Below are 17,058 nucleotides of genomic sequence, written 5' to 3' on the forward strand. Positions count from 1 at the left end.
TTTTTATTATCCTCGTAAGTAGATGACTGCGATTTTTTTAATTTGCGTTGATGATGTGAATGTCACTGAATGCCGAGCTTGGGCGATAGTGAAGGGGCGTTCATAGTCTTGTTCTGCTTGGCGCATCGCTTTGCCAGGCAGGTCACTTGAACAGAGGTAGTCCCCAGATTCGATGTTGCCGCCTTGGCCACACACATTGAGTAGACCTTCACCAAGCGCGTTAAACTCAATGATGTCGTGGCTATCTTTATACTGATTAAATTTAAGTGAGCCTTTAAAGCCTCTTAGCCCTTCGGGAAGATTTTCATTAGTTAGTGCTTTACGGCTAACGTAAATACCACGCACGTTACGTTGTGCGCATTTGGTGGAGGGCACCATTTTAAAGATGGCATTTGAGATATCGGACATATTGACGAGCACATCATCACACACGATATCGCCTGGTGTTAACTGTATAAGTTTCGAGATTAGACCTTCGTGCAAACCCGTAAAAGGTTTAAAACCTTTACCGGCATACACTTTTAGGGGCGTCCACAGTGCAGTTGCCCCATTATTGTTGGCTCTGACATCAATGACGTTATTATTACCGCCAGTACCAACAGCACGAATTGCGTGTTTACCGCCGCTAACTTCCAATCCATTGCCGTAGTTACTGCCAAGCACTAAAGCCGTTGAAAGCGTTGAGCCACCTAAATTTGCAATAATTGCAGCTCTACCAATTCGACTCGCGTTGACGTTTATAACATCAACACTTGTATTATCAGCACTGACTAAAAGGCGACCACTAAACGTGCCTGTAGCTGCTGCTAATTCATGCGCAATAACAGTACCGTCTACCAGTTGATTGCCATGCACATGTAAAGCAAAGGGGAGCCAATGCGTTCCGTTCCAACTTTTTGTTGTTTGGACGCTTGGTTCGTCTTCTTTATACAGCGTGACCACATCATAATGGACCGCTCGCCCTGCGGTGCATGCGGCGTGGGCTAATGCGTCTGTCCAAACACCGTTAGAAGTTGATGTTACAAAACGACCAGCTCCCCGAGCCCCATTTTGACCATTAGTGCCGTTGGTTCCAGAGTCTCCCTTATCACCTTTTTCGCCTTTACTTCCACTTTCACCTTTATCCCCTTTGTTTCCCTTGTCACCTTTTGCACCAGGCAAGCCGTCTTGACCATCTTTTCCATCAAGGCCCCGAATATCTTGCTCTGAGTCAATCACGAAATCACCAAGCTCTAATCGACCTCGAAATACATGAACTGGATTTTGCGGGTCGCGGTTATCAATGTAGGATGTAGGGACGAATGTCTCTCCAACCATGACGCCTTGACGGATGACATCGCCAACTAAATCCAAATTACCGATTTGCCCATCGTTCAAACCAACTACACCAGTGGCACGATCCTGATTGTTTATCAAAAAACCACCACGAGCGATAAGCCTACCGTCTTGGGTTTCAAACGCTTGACGAATATCAGAAATGCTGGCTTTGTCGCCTCTGGCATTTTCAATTTGCAACTTACGAATGAATTCAGCGAGTGGGCCGTCTACCCAACTATGGCCTGCAGCCACACACAGGGTGGCATCGGTCTCACTCGTGAGATTGCCTTGTGCATCGATGCAATATCCAACGGCAGCGCGGGTGTAAGTAATAGCGCTTGCTAAAGTAGCCGTGTCGTCTTGCTCGATTTTGGCAACCAAGTCTTGGCGTTGAGTGGCCATAGCTGAGTCTAGGTTAGAAATAAGCTGAGTCGTTTCTTGAAAAGCCGTCTCAGTGTTAGCTGCGAACGCGGTGAATACTTGGTCTCGCACCAAGTTTGCTTGGTCTATATCTGCAATAGCTTCGGTTACGTCACTAAACGAAGCTTTTGTTGATTGCGTGAAAGCCGCAAAACGCTCATCACGCGAAAGAGACGCTTGGCGTTCGTTGGCAAATGCTTTGGCAACGGATGTGATAATTGCACGGTTTTGCTTATGTATGGCACCCAGCTCCATTGTGTAACTGGCAACACTTTCCAGCTCATTGGTTGTCGCTTTTAGTTGGTCTTGCGCCAATGCCAATTTGACATCTAATTGCTGCAGCTCGTTGTTTTGAAGTAGTGTGTTATAGGCGGTGATAACCTCATTGAGACTATTTTCATCAGCGCCTAATTGCAAACCTTGAACTTGCACGATATTACGGTTTATCTCGCCTTGAATGGCATCGAGTGTATTAGACACGTTCGAGAACTTTTCATCCACACCGTCTTGCTGGGCATTAAATACGGTAATTTGGTCTTTGATATAACCAGCTGCGCCCGCGATAAAACGCTCTGCGGCGTTGGCTTTCTCTAACGTGCCATTGTCGTAAAATGACTGTAGCGCGGTGGTGACTCCGTAAGTCGCATCAAAGGTGCTGATCGCTTGGTTCACTTGACTGGAAGTTTGATAGCCTCGGCTATCGACCATCAGCGTTGCCAGATTCATTGAGCGCTCAACCACAGGGCCATCTACCCACGTATGGCCAGCTAATTCACAGGCGGTGGCATCTTCAATATCAACTCGATTGCCATCACCGTCTATGCAGTAGCCAGTGATGGCACGAGAAAAGTCTTTGGCTTCAGCAATAGACCTTTGACCTTCTTTGGTAATTTCAGCGCGCAGTGTTTCTGAACGCTCAGCACTTGCTTGGCGCTCATTAGCAAAAGCTCTGCCGAGAATATCAATACTGGCGGCACTTTGATTGTGCAGTGCAATCAGTTTGGTAGATTGTGAGGATAGGGCGCTTACCTCATTTGTGACTGCAGTTAATTTATCTTCTGCATGGGCAAGGGTGATAGACTGCTCAGCCAAAGCGTTATCACGTAAAAGTTGGCTATATGCGTCTAGTACTTCATTTAAATTTTTGTCGGCTAAATCAAGCTGAATGCCTTGGATTTGCGTGACCGATTGTTGTATTTCTCCCGCCAGCGCATCTATGTTTTGCTCGGCCGTAGCGAGTTTTTGGTTTATACCGCCTTCTTCATTTAGGTAGCCAATGACTCGGTTTCGAATAGTAGCATTTGCGCCATCAATCCAGGTCTGGGCGGCATTGGCTTTGATGATGACATCATTGTCGTCGAGTGCTTGGAGAACCGCACTGATACTGTACTGTGTATTAAACGAATCAATCAGTGTTTGGACGTTACTTTGAGTTTGAAAGCCTTGATTTGATACCCACGCGGTGGTGGCATATTGACCCATACGGCCCGTACCGGCATCGAGTTCTTGTTCTATAACCGTGGTTCGACTTGTTATATCTTTAAGCGCTAAATCGTTTGCCCCGCGCTTGCCGATTTCAATAAAATCAAGGTCGCAATGGCCCAGAGAGAATTGTAGCCAAGTGATAATACCGCTATAGCCTGCCGTGCCAGTTGCATCAATTTGGATGACTTCCCAATCAAAACTAGTAGGTTCAGGTAAAAACAGTTCGCCATTATTGAATTGGATATGACCTAACCAGGTGCTGTTTTGATGTTTGCGCACGCGTAGCCTGAACATCGGATTGTCGATAGCATCGAGAGAAATGGTAGGGCTATTTAGCGTATTTTTACACACCAAATACCCCAATGCATGATGACTCTCAATCCCAGTAAAACCCTCAGCGCTGCTGTTGAATTGCCAGCTATATGCTGGGGTTAGCGCTGCGATGGCCCCGGCAATGTGGGCATCGACTTCTGTGTGAGTTGCACGCTGTGTAATTTGGCCTGCCTGCAGCTCGATTTGAGCGGTCGCATCAACGAGCTTTTCTTCAGCCTGCTTTATGCGTCGAGACTCAAAATTGATGCGTGCGTGGGCACCGTCTATCTGGCTGACCGCCTCATTAAACTGGGTGTCGGTATAAGAATATGCCCGATTCACGATAGTGCCAGACTCAGCATCCACAAATACCGCAGCGTCAATAAGCCGCTCATTATTGAGCGTGCGTCGCTCGTACTCATGACGAAAGTTGGTGTATCCAGCTGTCACATCTAAGACGCTTTTTTGCATATCAGTCACAGCCAAAGCGGTTTCATCCAGCTTGATTTTATTCAGTGCTATCTGCGTTGGGATACCATCGACAATCGATGTATCTAAAATCTTAGTGACATCTTCCAAACCCTGTATCTGCTCGATGTTTTTAGCAACAAGCGAGGGCAAGTTGTTGTCCGTTTCAGGCCGCAATCTATCAACTTGGGTGTTCAAGTCGTTGATGAGGTCTTGTGCTTCCTGGCTTAACTTAGCCAGCGGTATGTCGTTAATAAACTCAGTTAAATCTACCTCTGTGGTTGAAGCAGATATCTGCACCCAGTCACTGTTGCCAAGGTGGTTTACTGCACGACATTGAAAGTGATACTCAGTCTTCGACTGTAAGCCAATGCGGTTGTAGATTTGCACAAAAGCGGTGTCGCTTTGTTGAGGTGCGTCATTAGAGCCCAAGAACTGCCACTCAAACTGGGTGCCTATCCCAATAGCGGGTAAAGTGGCGGTAAGCGTGATTTGGTTATAGTCTGCAACAAAGGATATCCGGGGGTTAGTCGGCGCTGAAACAGTAAATTGAATGGCCACCGATTTAGAGCGCTGACCGAATATGTTTCTGGCAAAGACTTTTGCCGTATAGGTGCCAAGAGCGAGTTTGGGAATAACAACTTGCGTATAGGTTACGGACTCTTTATACACACGCGTGTCATTCGTGCTGTAAAACTCCACATCGAATTCGTGTACCGCCAGCGGAGCGGGGTGGGTCCATTTAACAATGCCATTGCCATCTCCATCCATCTCCACACGCGCTTGCTCAATTGGGGACGGTTTGCCAATCACATAATCACTGTTTGGGGTGATATCAGACGCTCCTGGCACTAAATCATCTGCCCACAAAAGCGGGCTGTCTTCCACGCATGTCAGTGTTATACCGCCATCTAGCCGAAAGCGCCTTGCAACAACGCGATAGACTTTTCGATTAATACGCTCGTTGGGCAAGTCCACATACACAGTGCGTCCCACAGCAGCACGCAGTGCTTTATGCTTTAGTGGCAGCTCAATAGAGCCCAAGCGAGTTTGCTCAAGGTGAATGGTCGCCAAACGCTGAGCAGCCGTGGCACTGCGAACAAAGGGTAGAGAAATGCTGGTTTCTAATGGTTGATTATCTTTTTCAATGTAGCCTTCAGCGCGCACAGGCGGTGCATCGGTGCGTTCATAATGCTGATTAGGGTCGGTAAAGGTGGCACGGACAATATTGGCTCTATCACGTAGGTCCGCATGCCACTTGATTTTAACGTTGCCCATCACATCCGATTGATTAATCTTATACGTGGGATTGCCATACCAAGCACCAACGCGTACAAACCATTGACCCATTTGGCGGAATATCTTGCCTGCAAAGCAGCGCTCAAGCTGGCCTAACACTTCAATGGGCTTGCTGGTAAACCGAAAGGTCCCGTTGCAGGTGTAGCGAGGCTCATACCTATCAACGCCGTCACTGTCTTGATAGATGGCGTTTTCATCACACACATTGGCTGCAGCTATCCACCAGTTGAGTGGAATACGATGATAGGGCACTTCGTGGGCCCCATAGAATCGAATGTAGTGCAGGGCGCAGAGTACTGCGTTTTGTGACCAGGTCCAAGTTGTTGCATCATCCGGGGTTTGCTCACTATCACGGGGGTCCCAAATACGCGAGCCGCGTATTAAAAACTCACAATCGGAAATACCATCGGGGAAGACTTCACGATTGTTTTCAAGCTCGATAAACACATGGGCTTGCCCATAACCCACATGTTTACTGGTCCAGCCCGCCATCTTAAAAACAGCTTTACTATTGGCAGACGTATGATTGCCATCAGACAATGCATAGTCCCAGCTTTCGGCTGGGTAGTCACTTAGCGGCTTATTGGCAATATACACATCTTCTAAGGCATCGATGGGCGCACCGTTTATAAGCACGATCAACTGCACCCAGTTTTTCTCACCACGTTCAACCGTTGCTTGATGCGCAATCACGCCCCCAACGCGGTCACGACCGAACGTGATACGCCTTGGCTGGTCAATTCCTTTTTGCAAGCCCTTGGCCAGCGTTGCATAGTCTTCTTCAGGTATCTCTGGGCTCATACTGTCCCAGAGTGCGCCCACGGTTTCATCCCAGATTTTTTCGCCGATATCTAAAATCGGGTCGGCAATATCTTCAATAACATCGGCAACTTTACCCATGTGACACCTCACTTTCAGAGCAAGGTAACACTTGAGAAAAGCAGCAATTGACCGCGCTCATTTCTAGCGCGCTTAAGCCAATATTCGTGACACAATAGACATAGCCAAGGGCCACAATGCCGCCTATCAATTCACCCTCATATTCAACCAAGGCGACATCACCGCGCTGAGCATAGGATGTTTCAATGGACTTTAAATGGTGTTTAAACACACTTTCAATACTATTAAACCCTAAGCGAGTTAAACGACGTTTTGCGCCAATGGCCGTGCTGTAATGACCCCGAAAGTCTTGCGCTACATCAACCCCGTTTCGGGCAAGGAGCCAATCAGCAACGAACAGGCAGCAATCAAATTTACCCCATGCAAACGGCTTGTTTTCGCACGAATCTAAATAGCGCTGGAATATAATCGGGCGAGAATTAAGGCAGTGCATAACCATCCCTCTCACCAATTGGAGCGCCTGGCTGTGTGTCTGGTAACACAGTTCCAGTTGCCTCAGCATGCTCATTAAAAAACATGTCGTCTGGATATAACGCTGTTTGCGTCGCATGGTTCCAACGTTGATGTAAACGCGATTGCTTCCAACGCTCAGACTCGCCAGCCACTGACAAGCTCACTTTACTGACTTGGCCGCGCTCTACATCACACGCCACGATATAACCGCTTTCTAATAGCTGAGACTGATTAACACGATAATGTTTGTCGACCGTGGCCAAATAGATTTCAACACCCACGCCAATGGGGTCATTCTCGGCGACTTCAGCTAACACAGTTTCGTTTTGCGTGTGTAGCATTAAGCGAATACGTGCCGCATCATTTTTATCGTTTGCAGGGATTTCACCAATACGACCAAGCATACCTAAGCCATGCCAGGTGTAACCTAAGAACCGACGCTGGCCCACACCGGTATGTAATAACACATCGCCACTTTTAAACGCCAAGCGCACAAAGTAACGGGGGCGGCAATTTGCAAGCTCGGCCACCAACGCGGAATTTAATGCTTCCATACTAAAACGCCTCTCTGCCTTTGATTTTCCATGAGGTCACAAAGCCGTTTTTCACCTGCGCCTCAGCCAACCCTTGCTTGTTATCAAGTAACCTAAAAACACCTTCAGGGCGCTTAAAATAGACTGGCGTATTGCTCGCTGGGATTTGACGCAAAGGCGATTCAAACTCAAGCTCGCACTCACCTTGGCTATCAACCACCACATCCGAAGTAAGAATCTTAAGCTCGGCGTTTTCGCCCGTACCAATCTGAATGCGGTTACCGGCTTTGGCATACACGCTATTCACTGGTAAACCAGTAACTTTCAGCAAATTACCGTCCTGGAAAGAGCTAGTAACGCGGGCAAAACTGTCCAAGTCATCTTGTAAAAACCGATAGTCAAAACACAAGAACCGACCAACTGAACCACGGCACTTGGCCAAGAACGCATCCAACGCCAAGGCATCGGCCTCTAACACGTTGGTCAGCTCAATCTCAAACTCCCAATACGCACCTTCGTGGTCATACACCTCGGAGGCATTATTGGTTTTACTCACATGCAAGTGACTATTAGGAACCAGCCGAAAAACACAGCTTTTTGGGGGCTTAGGTAGGGGAAGGTGCTCCATATTTTTTATCGCTCTTTGCTTTACTGTGTGAGCGAGTTTAAAAAATTAGGAGCGGGGATTTAGGTGGAAAATGTTTTACGTTGTGTGCTCTATTTGATTCCGAGCTTTTCAAAAATCCTTATTCTGCGTTGTTTATCCGGCCATGCATTGAAGTAAAGAAAGATATTACTAAGCTGGTGATCTGTAAATGTAGCTGTCAATTCATGCCTAATATGCTCTAATGCCAAAGCTTCGGCATGTTCAGCTATTGAAATAAAACTCGTTAACGTGCGGGTTATGTTAGTTTCTAAAGAGTCGATTGAATTCAAGTTCGCTTCTGATGCATTCCAAAGCATAATGTCAAAGGCTAAATCCAAATGTCCGCTATTAACCCAGTATGAAGACTTTCGTCTCAGTCCGCTATTTCCAGTATTCAAATGTTCCAACCAGCTTTGCTGTTGAACTCGGTAAATAATATAGTTACTTATATCAATAAGGTCACGCTCTAAACTCTTATTGTCTACTATTGTCATTGGTATTGAGGCAGAAGTACCACTTTTAAAGTCTTTTGAACCCTTGACAAGGTTTAGAAGCTTGCCAACATGTTCAGGTATATATGCTAATTTTCTATCTACTTGCATAGCAACAATTTCCGCATATGATTTGGATGCGTTTTGAGCACAATAGTGCTTCAACTCCATCAATTTTTTTAGTAATAACTCATACTGAAACTTTGCTGTATCTAATTTTTGCTGGTTTTTCAACTGCTCCTTCGTCTCATGCAACTCTGACTTACTTGTTTGCCAGGTTAGGAAAATCAAAAACGATGTAATGGCTAACAACGGTGGGGTCAATAAATTATTAAAGTATGTAGCTGTATCTACCCAGGATTTATGGGGTGCATCAAGGTCAAGGTCAAAGCGATAGAAGTACACTGTGAGCGCACCAAAGAAGATTGATGCCAAAGTAAGTAGGTATATTAAACCGGCAAGTCCATAGTGCTTATCTCTTTTCTTAGTGTAATAGATTAGAGATACAAAAAGCAAAGCTAAACACAACACTGTTAATTCAATTAATGTGTGTTCTCCAGCTAAACATTTATCTTTCAGTAAAAAACACGATAACTTTTGATTGTTAGGTGTTTTGACGGCAAAAAAGTGAAGTAATATCAAGGCAATAAATAGATACAACACGCATGCTGATATAACATTTATTTTCCTCTTATGTGAGTCATTTAGAGACGCAAACCAAGCAGGCTGTGGTAACTCTCTTTTTGAACACAATATTTCAATAAAAAAGTCTCTATGTAAATAAATGAGACCCGTTAAGCCAGGCGAAATTACAATCAAAGCGAATAGAATGTAAAAATGGAGTTCGTTCATAAATATCCTTCTCGACTCTTAAGGTTCGTGTTTAGCAATTCTAGAAACCCATTTTATATGAGGTCAAAATTGACCTCTTACTTGACCTCAATAGGCTTGTTGCACAAAATACAACAACTGTATATATAACCAGTTTTATTATGCCTATAATTCGATATCTACACAATTTTGGAAATCTCTATTTGGGAAGTGATGGTCTTGCTTCGCCTACCAAATGTATTACGGCTGACTACGTCCGGTGTACACTTTTTTATGGCGGTTTTAGATTAGAGAATTTACTTACACGTTTAGAACCAAACAATTCAACCCTGTTGCAGTTCATAGATTAGACGCTGAAATTGAATTAGCGTAAGAGGTGACAATGTTGGTATTTTCATTGAGGGTTGTGTTAACCATTGTAATGAATGATAGAGGCTTTCCGCTTCTAGAGCTTAGTTACTGCAAATCAGATAAAAAATTCTAGGGACAGTAGCTTACTAATCATATTAACGATAAATTTATTATGATTAGTAGTTAAAATGCACCCAATATGCACTATATCAAAACAAATAATACACCGTGTTTACACTCAGCAAATTTCATGCAACGATTGTGTGGTTACTTATCTAGTATTTGTCAAAGATTAAATTGACGAAGAGATTCATTGATTAGGAGAGTTAATTGAAATCTTCAAAAGTAAACGCAGGTGATTGGATCAAAGTCGGCGAGACAGGTATTGATGCCTACGTATTTCATGTTCATAGTGAAGATGAAATCTCGGCTGGATACTATCAAAACAAAGAAAAAGCTATAAGGGAGGACTTTGTCTGGGATGGTCAAAGGTGGCAATTTAAAACAATGATGCCATGTGGTTTATATCTGAGAGGTCATGACGCTACGATTGTTAAAAATGGTCCTTACTTCAACAAACCCTTTAAATAGTAAGATGGGATTAAAATCGTAACTTTGTGTCACCATAGTATAAGAATTCCATAGTAATAATTTTAAGGAGAACACAATGGCATCATTGGAAGAAGCATATAGCACTGAGTATCAGGAAATCATTGATCCTGAGTTAGCATATGATCTCTATTGGGCAGGCATCATAACTGATAAGTCAGCTTTTGAGTGCCCTGGTGATAAATGCGATGCAAAGGTTACATGCATAAACCTCGACCAGGAAAAACAGGATATGCGTCAGTCTCCGCATTTCAGAGGATACAACCATTCTGACAGTTGTGACGCAACATTTGGCCAAGATCGCCCCCCTGGTGAAGAGTCACCTCAAACACCTGCTCAATCAAAATTTGTAAAAAGTGACGTAATATCTGATATCTTTCACTTAAAGCGTCCAAAAAATCAATTCGCAAAGAAAGACCCAAAAGGTATAGACCCAACGAAGGAAAAGAAAAAAAGTCGTCGAAGGGGAAGGAATATAACAGGGGATGAACTCTACGGAGGTTCTAAATATTACTCTGTCCGCTCTCTAGTGTCTAAGTTTATTCGATATCGAAAAAATGACTCATTAACCGAATACAACGTTAATATTAATGGCAAAGATGTTAGCTACAAGTCATTGTTCAAAGGAGTTTATCAACAGCCTTTGGAGGCATTACCTGATGAAAACTTAATTTATTGGGGAGTTGCGTTTATTGATTACTTGGACAAGCAAAAATGCTACAAGATTAGTTTTGTTCAAACATTAGAACATAATGGAGACAATTTACGACCTTCATTTTTTGTATCTGAAAATATGATTGCTGACTACCCAGTAAAAAACCTTGTAGTTAAAAGGTTAAACAAATTGTCTAAAGAAAAAGATAAAAGAGCATTTATTTTCATCTATTCAAAACCCCGCTTTGCTGGAGGAAAATATATTAACTTTCAACTAGATAGTCTAGACTATCTTGAAATACGCTACTTGGATCTTTTTGAAGAGCTGGTAAAGAAGACATAATAACCTGACTTTTCCTTCAGCTTACACCACGCTCCTAATAGCTCTAAACACAGCACCACGGGAGTTCACGCTCTCAACAAATACAGCCTCTATCTGCCGAGTCAAGTTTGCACCAATGACATTGCCTTGCTCGGCATTGGCTGCGCCTTCTACTGTGATCTGATTCGTAATATTAAACACCACATTTTGACCTGCACTTTGTCTGTTACCAGCATTGTAGTGTCTGGCCATGTGGCTAATTTCAACGTTTTGCTTTGGTGAAAGGACGCGTTCACCGCGTTGTAGTACATAGGTGCTTTCGTTTGGTACGTAGTCTAAACCACCATGTGCGATACCTGCTGGTTGCTGCGCCTTTATCATACGCACTTGTTGTAACCCCATGGCTACGGCGGCGGCTGCTGCAGCGGCACCAAGGGCAGGGCCAACGACTGGAATAGGGGCTAATGCTGCATAAGCCCCCGTTGCGGATTCATAGGTCTTAATCATCGCTTGAGTGATTGAAAACGCTTTATACAGTTTAAACGCGGTTTTACTTTGGCCTGCCATGGCTTTAAAGCCTGCTGCACCAAGGCCGACAACAGCGGACGTTTTCTCGCGGGCGTTTTTAGTCTCCCAGTTTGCAAACTGCGTGAGATGTTGTTGCATCGCACCGGTATTGCGGGTGCGGGCTTGCATTAAACGCTCCTGGTGCGCGTATTCATCCGCTTCGCGCTGACTATGGAAGCCTCTCGCCGCGTTCAGCTCTTGCTGGCGCTCTAGGTCTCGAATTTGATTATCAGCGTTGTGTTTGATTTCGCCGACTTCATCGTTAGCAGCAAGGCCGAGCATGCTGCGCCGTTTTGCATCAATACGTGCTTGTTGCTTTGCTTCTTCTACTGCAAGCTGGTTATTGTAGCTGGCCAGTGCTTCACGGTTTGCATAGCCTTTGATTTGCGCTATGCGGTCTTCTAGCTCTGCACGTAAATCGTTTTTACGCTTCTCCACTGCTTGGTTTTGTATACGTGTTTTTTCGGCTTCATGCTTGTCTGCTAGTGCTTGTTGGTCTGCGTGAAGCTTGGCGTCTAGCTGCTTCAAAATTGCATCGTATTTGGCTTTATTGCCCAGGTCATTTTCACGGGCTTGTATGACCATATCTTTACGTTTTTCATAGCTGGCTTTTAGCCTGGCTTCTTCATCCAGTAGCGAGAGTTGCAGCTGCTGAATGTTTTGGGGCAGGGCGTTTGTTGCTTGTTTTGAGTTTTCAGCGATTTGCTTCCAGTCCAGTGCTTTGAGGTTTTGCTGCAGGTTTGCTGCCTGTGCGGCGGTTTTCATTGACTCACTGCGCAGTTTTGCTTGCTCGTTGATGTAACGCTCAATACCTGCAATTTGATTTTGATAGGTGAACTTGGCGCGGTCACTGCCCGCATTATTCATTTGTTGGCGCAACTGCTTAATACGTTTATACGCGTTTTGAATGTTGTTTGTGTAGTTGATTGTTTGCTTTGACGCAGAGGCTATTTGCGCTTTAGCGCTGACGTTATTGACGGAATCGAACGCATCACCCAAATCATACAAATGTGTTTCAAGTCGTTTCGAGCTGGTACTAGCTTTGTCGCCTTGGGTCGCAAAGTAGGCGATGGCCAAACCTGCAGTAACAGCTAACCCAACTGGGCCACCTAGCATGCCCATTGCACCGCCAAGCACTCGGCTGGATAACGCTGCGCGTTTAGACACGACAGTATAAGTGGCAGTTGCTGCGTTTAGGTTGGTTTGTGCAAGTGTCGCCCGTTGATTAGCAAGGGCCAGTTGATGAATGGCTTTTGTTCTAAGGGCTGTATTGCTAGCCATCGCGAGTTGGCGCTGAGCTGCAGCTTGCTCTTGAATTGCCCGTCTGTGTTCTTCTGCGGCTAAACGTTGATTGGACGCAGCTAGCTGTAGGTCTGCTTGCAGTGCTTTGTGTTTTGCCATCGTCGTGGCGGTAAATGCCGCTGTCGCTTTAGCTGCACCGCCTGCAAGCTTACCACCGAGTACGATTGCCAAAGTTGTGGCTGAGGTTGTTAGTCCTTCAACCAGTTCTTGGTTTTCGCGCAGTTCTCGCATACCTGCAGTGACGGCATCGGCTACGCCTGTCACAGCAAAGTTAACTGGCTTTTCATACTCACGAATAAGGCGCTGATATTCATTACTCATCTCTGCGAACGACGCATTGATTTTACCCTCAGTGGCTTCAGCTGCGCCTGCATATTCGTTTAACGCTTTAATTAAATAGCGTTTAAACATTTGGCTGGTTATGCGGCCATCGTTGACCAGTTGCCTAAAACCACCTGCAGCAACACCCGCCGCTTTATCAAGCTTTTGCAAAAGCCCTGGTAAAGGCTCGGTGACCTGGTTAAGTTCCTCGGCTCGCAATACGCCTGCGGTCATACCTTGCGTCATACCAAACAGCGATTGCTCAAGCTGTATATTGCTTGCGCCCGTTTTGGCGGCGGCATTGGCCATGCCTTCTAAGATTGCTTTGCCTTGTGTTTGAGTCACAATACCTGCTTGTTGCAGGTTGAGGATTTTAGAGTAGGAGTCTGAAAGGGTCGTGTAATACGTATTGAGTCTATTAGCCGCTTCAAATAGATAGCTTTGTACTTGTTTGTATTCGCGGGTAGAATCGGTCAACCCTTGCAGCCGAGTATCTAATTGCTGCGCTGCGCCTGTATCGCGAATAAACATGGCCGCAGTACCAATGGATGCAACGCCTGCGAGGGTTATTCCCAATTGCTCATAGCCGCTTTGTAGAACCCCCAGCTGTTTACCCATTGCAGACTGTTGCTGCATCACTTTTGTCTGACTTGTACCTAGTCTCTGATTTGCGGCCACCTGATTTTGGATTGTCTGTGGTACGCGATTTAAGGTGTGGATATGTTGGTGAGCGCTTGAAGCGGCCATTTTACTCATGGCAGCTTGCTGTTGCAGTACTTTAGCTTGGCTTTCACCCAAACGTTGATTTGCTGCTATTTGATTTTTAATAGCATCAGATAAGCGGTTTAAGTCATTAATCGTTTTGTTAGTGCCAGACGTCACCGCTTTGCTCATGGCCGTTTGTTGCTGCATCACTTTCGCTTGGCTTGCACCTAAGCGCTGATTGGCCTTGACCTGATTTTGAATGGCACCCGGTAATCGGTTTAAGTCTTGAAGGTTTTGATTAGTGCCCGTTGAAACAGCTTTACTAACTGCTGTTTGACTCTTCGCGACTTTGGACTGACTTTCACTTAAGCGTTGATTCGCGCCGACCTGACTTTGAATTGCTCCCGGCAGGCGATTTAGGTCCTGAAGATTTTTAGCTGTCCCTGTTGTTACCGCTTTACCGTCGTATCGTATACGTAAGGCCAAATTCAGTTGGTTTTTCATCAGTCTGCCTCAAGAGCTTTATTATTGTTCGTTCTAGATATTGGAGCTTGTCAAAATCAGTGGGGGTCAGGGCAATACCTGCATAACGCCAAGCGATTTCAGCCCTGGCATAATCAAGGGCGAGTTCGACCCCATCTTTGCAGTACTGCCATTGTGTATTTGCTCTTGAAAGCGCTTTAACCGCATTCCAATTTTGTGGGAGTACGTATAAATCTGCTTTGCTTTTTACTGGCTCAACCGGCGCACCAAAATGGGCTAAATCGTCATCCAAGTGTTTGCTATTTGTTGCTAAGTCGCCCACAAACCACCTAGCAACATCGATTAGTTTTTTTCTTGGACTCGATATTGCGCGTTTATACACTCTGCAGATAACCGCCCAGTAATACCGCCAAATTCCAGCATTTCGTGAAGCACGTCTTTTGAAAAAGGGATACTTTTTCCCTCATCTACAAAGTCGTCCCAACCTACAAGTAATTGTTCAACGATGACTTTATCTGTGGTGCTGTGTGGGTCGGTCAGCTTTTCAATGTCGCTATCTGGCACCAACTTGATGTGTGCGTTGAATTTAAACTCCACACCGCCGTATTCAAAATGAAGTGGTGCGTGAATGGTGGCGTCTTTTAATTGCTCTAATTTTTTTAATTTCATAAGGATCACTCAAATACTAAGGTTAATTCGTCATAGCCACTGTCTGAAGGCACCAGCTTGCCGTCCAGTTCGTAGCCTGTGAGCTCGCTTTCTAAGCTGGCATACTTGGGCGTGGGCATTTGAAAGCGTCCTAACAAAGTCACTTTGTTACCTGCGCTTTGGCCATGGTTAAACTCAAAGTTTTGGATACTGCCAGCGAGCTCAAATGGGTTGAAAATGGATAATGAATCACTGGTGACAGTGATATTCGCCGTGGACTCATGACCTGTGATGAGGATTTCTTCGTGATTAATGGCGCGGTCAAACACAACGTTATTACCCACATCGATAGTCAACTTGTGTAATGTGCGTGATAGACCATTTAACTTAAATGCACTGCTATTGGTCACACCCAGTGTTGAAGGTTTTTTCCAACGAGACCAATCCGTGGCAGGCGGGCCGCTTGATTGTACCGGCGCACTGAATAGGCCTTTAAATTGCCAGTTAATCATTGGCTGACCTTTTTCAAGGTTAATGCTGAACGTGCCTAACATCTCAGAGATTTGATGTGTGTTTTGGCCAAAGCGCATTAAACACGTGGCTTTAGTAGCCGCGCCTTTGGTGAAGGTGACTGCATTGGCGCTAGATACTTGTACCATGCCACACGCTAATAAAAGAGGTGCAAGCGCCGGCGCAGAGCCCGCACTACCACTCATGGCCAGTGGCGTTTTAAAGTTCAGTGTCACATGCTCGCCATAGATAATTTCAAGGCTAGAACCTGAATGAGCGCGCTCAACTTCGTCTTTTTCGGTTTCAGCTTCGATGTTAAATTCAACTTCACTGGCGTATATTGCATGATTGCCTGTCAGCGTGGTCCCGAGTGAGTCTGCCATTATTAAACGGTCTTTAAATCGCCAAGTCATGATGATGCTCCTGGTTTAACGGTGTCACCATCCAGTACGAATGCACCAGCGGCATGACTGCGATTGCCGTTTTGCTTCAATGCTTGCTGTACTTGATTGGCTATTTGACTAGGACTGAGCTTTTTAGGTTGTTTGTCTTCTTTCATGTTGGTTCCTTGGTGTTGACTGTAATGTGCCCACTTACTGAAAACTGGCACTGATAAATGAGGTTTTTTGTCTGTTGGTTCAGCTCGACCATGCGGCCCCTGTGTAATTTGATGGGTTCATAAGGTGCGACAGTAAGGCCAGCAAGCGCCGCTTTTACGCGCTCGCGCAGCTGTTCAATTTGTGCGTCGGTTTGCCTGTTGGCGATATGACAGGGGACAACTATCATGACCGCAAACAGTTCAGTAACGGCGTACTCATCCTGGCCTGTTATGCTGTTTGTTGGCTGGTAGTCTTCATCCAACGGCAAAACGTACAACAAAGGGCTGTGCACGGGTTTGCTTCGCGCTTGATTAAAGTCAGGGGCAAAGCCTACTTTGGCAATTCGTGCTTTAGTCAACGCGCTTTCAATGTGGTTTAAATCGAAATTAAACATGCTTTAAACTCCGTTTAAACAAGCCAACTAGTGAGCGTTTCAACAATGGCACCGGCTTGATATTGCTCAATACCAATAATCGGGCGAGCAGGGAGTGTAACCGCATGGCCACGGCCCGTCTTGCCGCCAAAATGGTGAATGGCGGCATAATCCTCGCCCAAGCCATGCACCAATTCATCGCCTTCAACGTTATGGGTAACTGAGCCTGCAAGGTTACGTTGGTCAGTCAGAGTTAAACCTCTACGTTCTTTGGCTGCTTCTGATTGCTCCCACCGACTACCATCTGGCGCAAGTTCATTTAAAAAGCGGGTCGTGACATCCATATCTAGAAAGGCCCCGATATCATCCAGCACATCTTCAGGAACTTGGCTTTTATGGTTGAGCACTTGTAACTTCTCTAACGCATCGCCCGAGATATCAATGAATACGCCCGCCACG

General features: G+C 45.4%; 14 protein-coding genes. 2 read left to right on the top strand and 12 right to left on the bottom strand.

Translation table 11 applies throughout. The features are described from left to right. Positions 1-6 precede the first annotated feature (6 nt). The 5 genes from JF50_RS13160 to JF50_RS13180 all read right to left on the bottom strand — a co-directional run bounded on the left by JF50_RS13160 (position 7) and on the right by JF50_RS13180 (position 9,176). Complete coding sequence (locus JF50_RS13160; RefSeq protein WP_039609906.1) at positions 7-6,201, bottom strand: phage tail protein; 6,195 nt, start codon at positions 6,199-6,201, stop codon at positions 7-9. Beyond that, complete coding sequence (locus JF50_RS13165) at positions 6,194-6,634, bottom strand: DUF6950 family protein (protein ID WP_052262318.1); 441 nt, start codon at positions 6,632-6,634, stop codon at positions 6,194-6,196. The genes JF50_RS13160 and JF50_RS13165 overlap by 8 nt, the downstream gene beginning before the upstream one ends. Beyond that, a complete protein-coding gene (locus JF50_RS13170) occupies positions 6,621-7,208 on the bottom strand; it encodes a hypothetical protein (RefSeq protein ID WP_039609907.1) in 588 nt (195 codons plus the stop codon). Before JF50_RS13170 ends, JF50_RS13165 begins: the two co-directional genes overlap by 14 nt. A 1-nt stretch (position 7,209) precedes the next feature. Continuing rightward, the gene (locus tag JF50_RS13175; RefSeq protein ID WP_235423428.1) at positions 7,210-7,743 is read right to left on the bottom strand and encodes a hypothetical protein; all 534 of its coding nucleotides are present in this window, start codon (positions 7,741-7,743) and stop codon (positions 7,210-7,212) included. A 161-nt stretch (positions 7,744-7,904) separates the two neighbouring features. Further along, a complete protein-coding gene (locus JF50_RS13180) occupies positions 7,905-9,176 on the bottom strand; it encodes a hypothetical protein (protein ID WP_039609909.1) in 1,272 nt (423 codons plus the stop codon). A gap of 660 nt (positions 9,177-9,836) precedes the next feature. On the opposite strand from JF50_RS13180, the gene JF50_RS13185 reads away from it, so the two are divergent. Together JF50_RS13185 and JF50_RS13190 are read left to right on the top strand one after the other, a co-directional pair. After that, on the top strand, positions 9,837-10,097 hold the full coding sequence (locus JF50_RS13185) for a hypothetical protein (protein WP_039609910.1): 261 nt from the start codon (positions 9,837-9,839) through the stop codon (positions 10,095-10,097). A 76-nt stretch (positions 10,098-10,173) separates the two neighbouring features. Beyond that, on the top strand, positions 10,174-11,112 hold the full coding sequence (locus JF50_RS13190) for a hypothetical protein (protein ID WP_039609911.1): 939 nt from the start codon (positions 10,174-10,176) through the stop codon (positions 11,110-11,112). A 21-nt stretch (positions 11,113-11,133) separates the two neighbouring features. Here JF50_RS13190 and JF50_RS13195 read toward each other — a convergent pair whose 3' ends face one another. From JF50_RS13195 to JF50_RS13220, 7 genes are read right to left on the bottom strand one after another with little or no spacing between them, the layout of a single operon-like run. Continuing rightward, entirely contained in the window at positions 11,134-14,490 is a 3,357-nt protein-coding gene (locus JF50_RS13195) for a tape measure protein (RefSeq protein ID WP_235423429.1), read from the bottom strand. Next, positions 14,444-14,791 carry a DUF1799 domain-containing protein gene (locus JF50_RS13200; RefSeq protein ID WP_039609912.1) on the bottom strand — a complete coding sequence of 116 codons (348 nt, stop codon included), beginning with the start codon at positions 14,789-14,791 and terminating at the stop codon, positions 14,444-14,446. Before JF50_RS13200 ends, JF50_RS13195 begins: the two co-directional genes overlap by 47 nt. A 20-nt stretch (positions 14,792-14,811) precedes the next feature. Next, positions 14,812-15,138: a hypothetical protein gene (locus JF50_RS13205; RefSeq protein ID WP_039609913.1), complete on the bottom strand. Its 327-nt coding sequence runs from the start codon at positions 15,136-15,138 to the stop codon at positions 14,812-14,814. A 5-nt stretch (positions 15,139-15,143) separates the two neighbouring features. Beyond that, entirely contained in the window at positions 15,144-16,040 is an 897-nt protein-coding gene (locus JF50_RS13210; protein WP_080760235.1) for a hypothetical protein, read from the bottom strand. Beyond that, complete coding sequence (locus JF50_RS27170; RefSeq protein WP_160290476.1) at positions 16,037-16,186, bottom strand: hypothetical protein; 150 nt, start codon at positions 16,184-16,186, stop codon at positions 16,037-16,039. The genes JF50_RS13210 and JF50_RS27170 overlap by 4 nt, the downstream gene beginning before the upstream one ends. After that, positions 16,183-16,620, bottom strand: coding sequence for a phage tail terminator protein (locus JF50_RS13215; protein WP_039609915.1), 438 nt, complete (start codon positions 16,618-16,620; stop codon positions 16,183-16,185). The genes JF50_RS27170 and JF50_RS13215 overlap by 4 nt, the downstream gene beginning before the upstream one ends. Positions 16,621-16,634: 14 nt before the next feature. After that, a complete protein-coding gene (locus JF50_RS13220) occupies positions 16,635-17,057 on the bottom strand; it encodes a phage virion morphogenesis protein (RefSeq protein WP_039609916.1) in 423 nt (140 codons plus the stop codon). Position 17,058 lies beyond the last annotated feature (1 nt).

The organism is Pseudoalteromonas luteoviolacea (assembly GCF_000814765.1).
GTDB classification, from domain to species: domain Bacteria; phylum Pseudomonadota; class Gammaproteobacteria; order Enterobacterales; family Alteromonadaceae; genus Pseudoalteromonas; species Pseudoalteromonas luteoviolacea_H.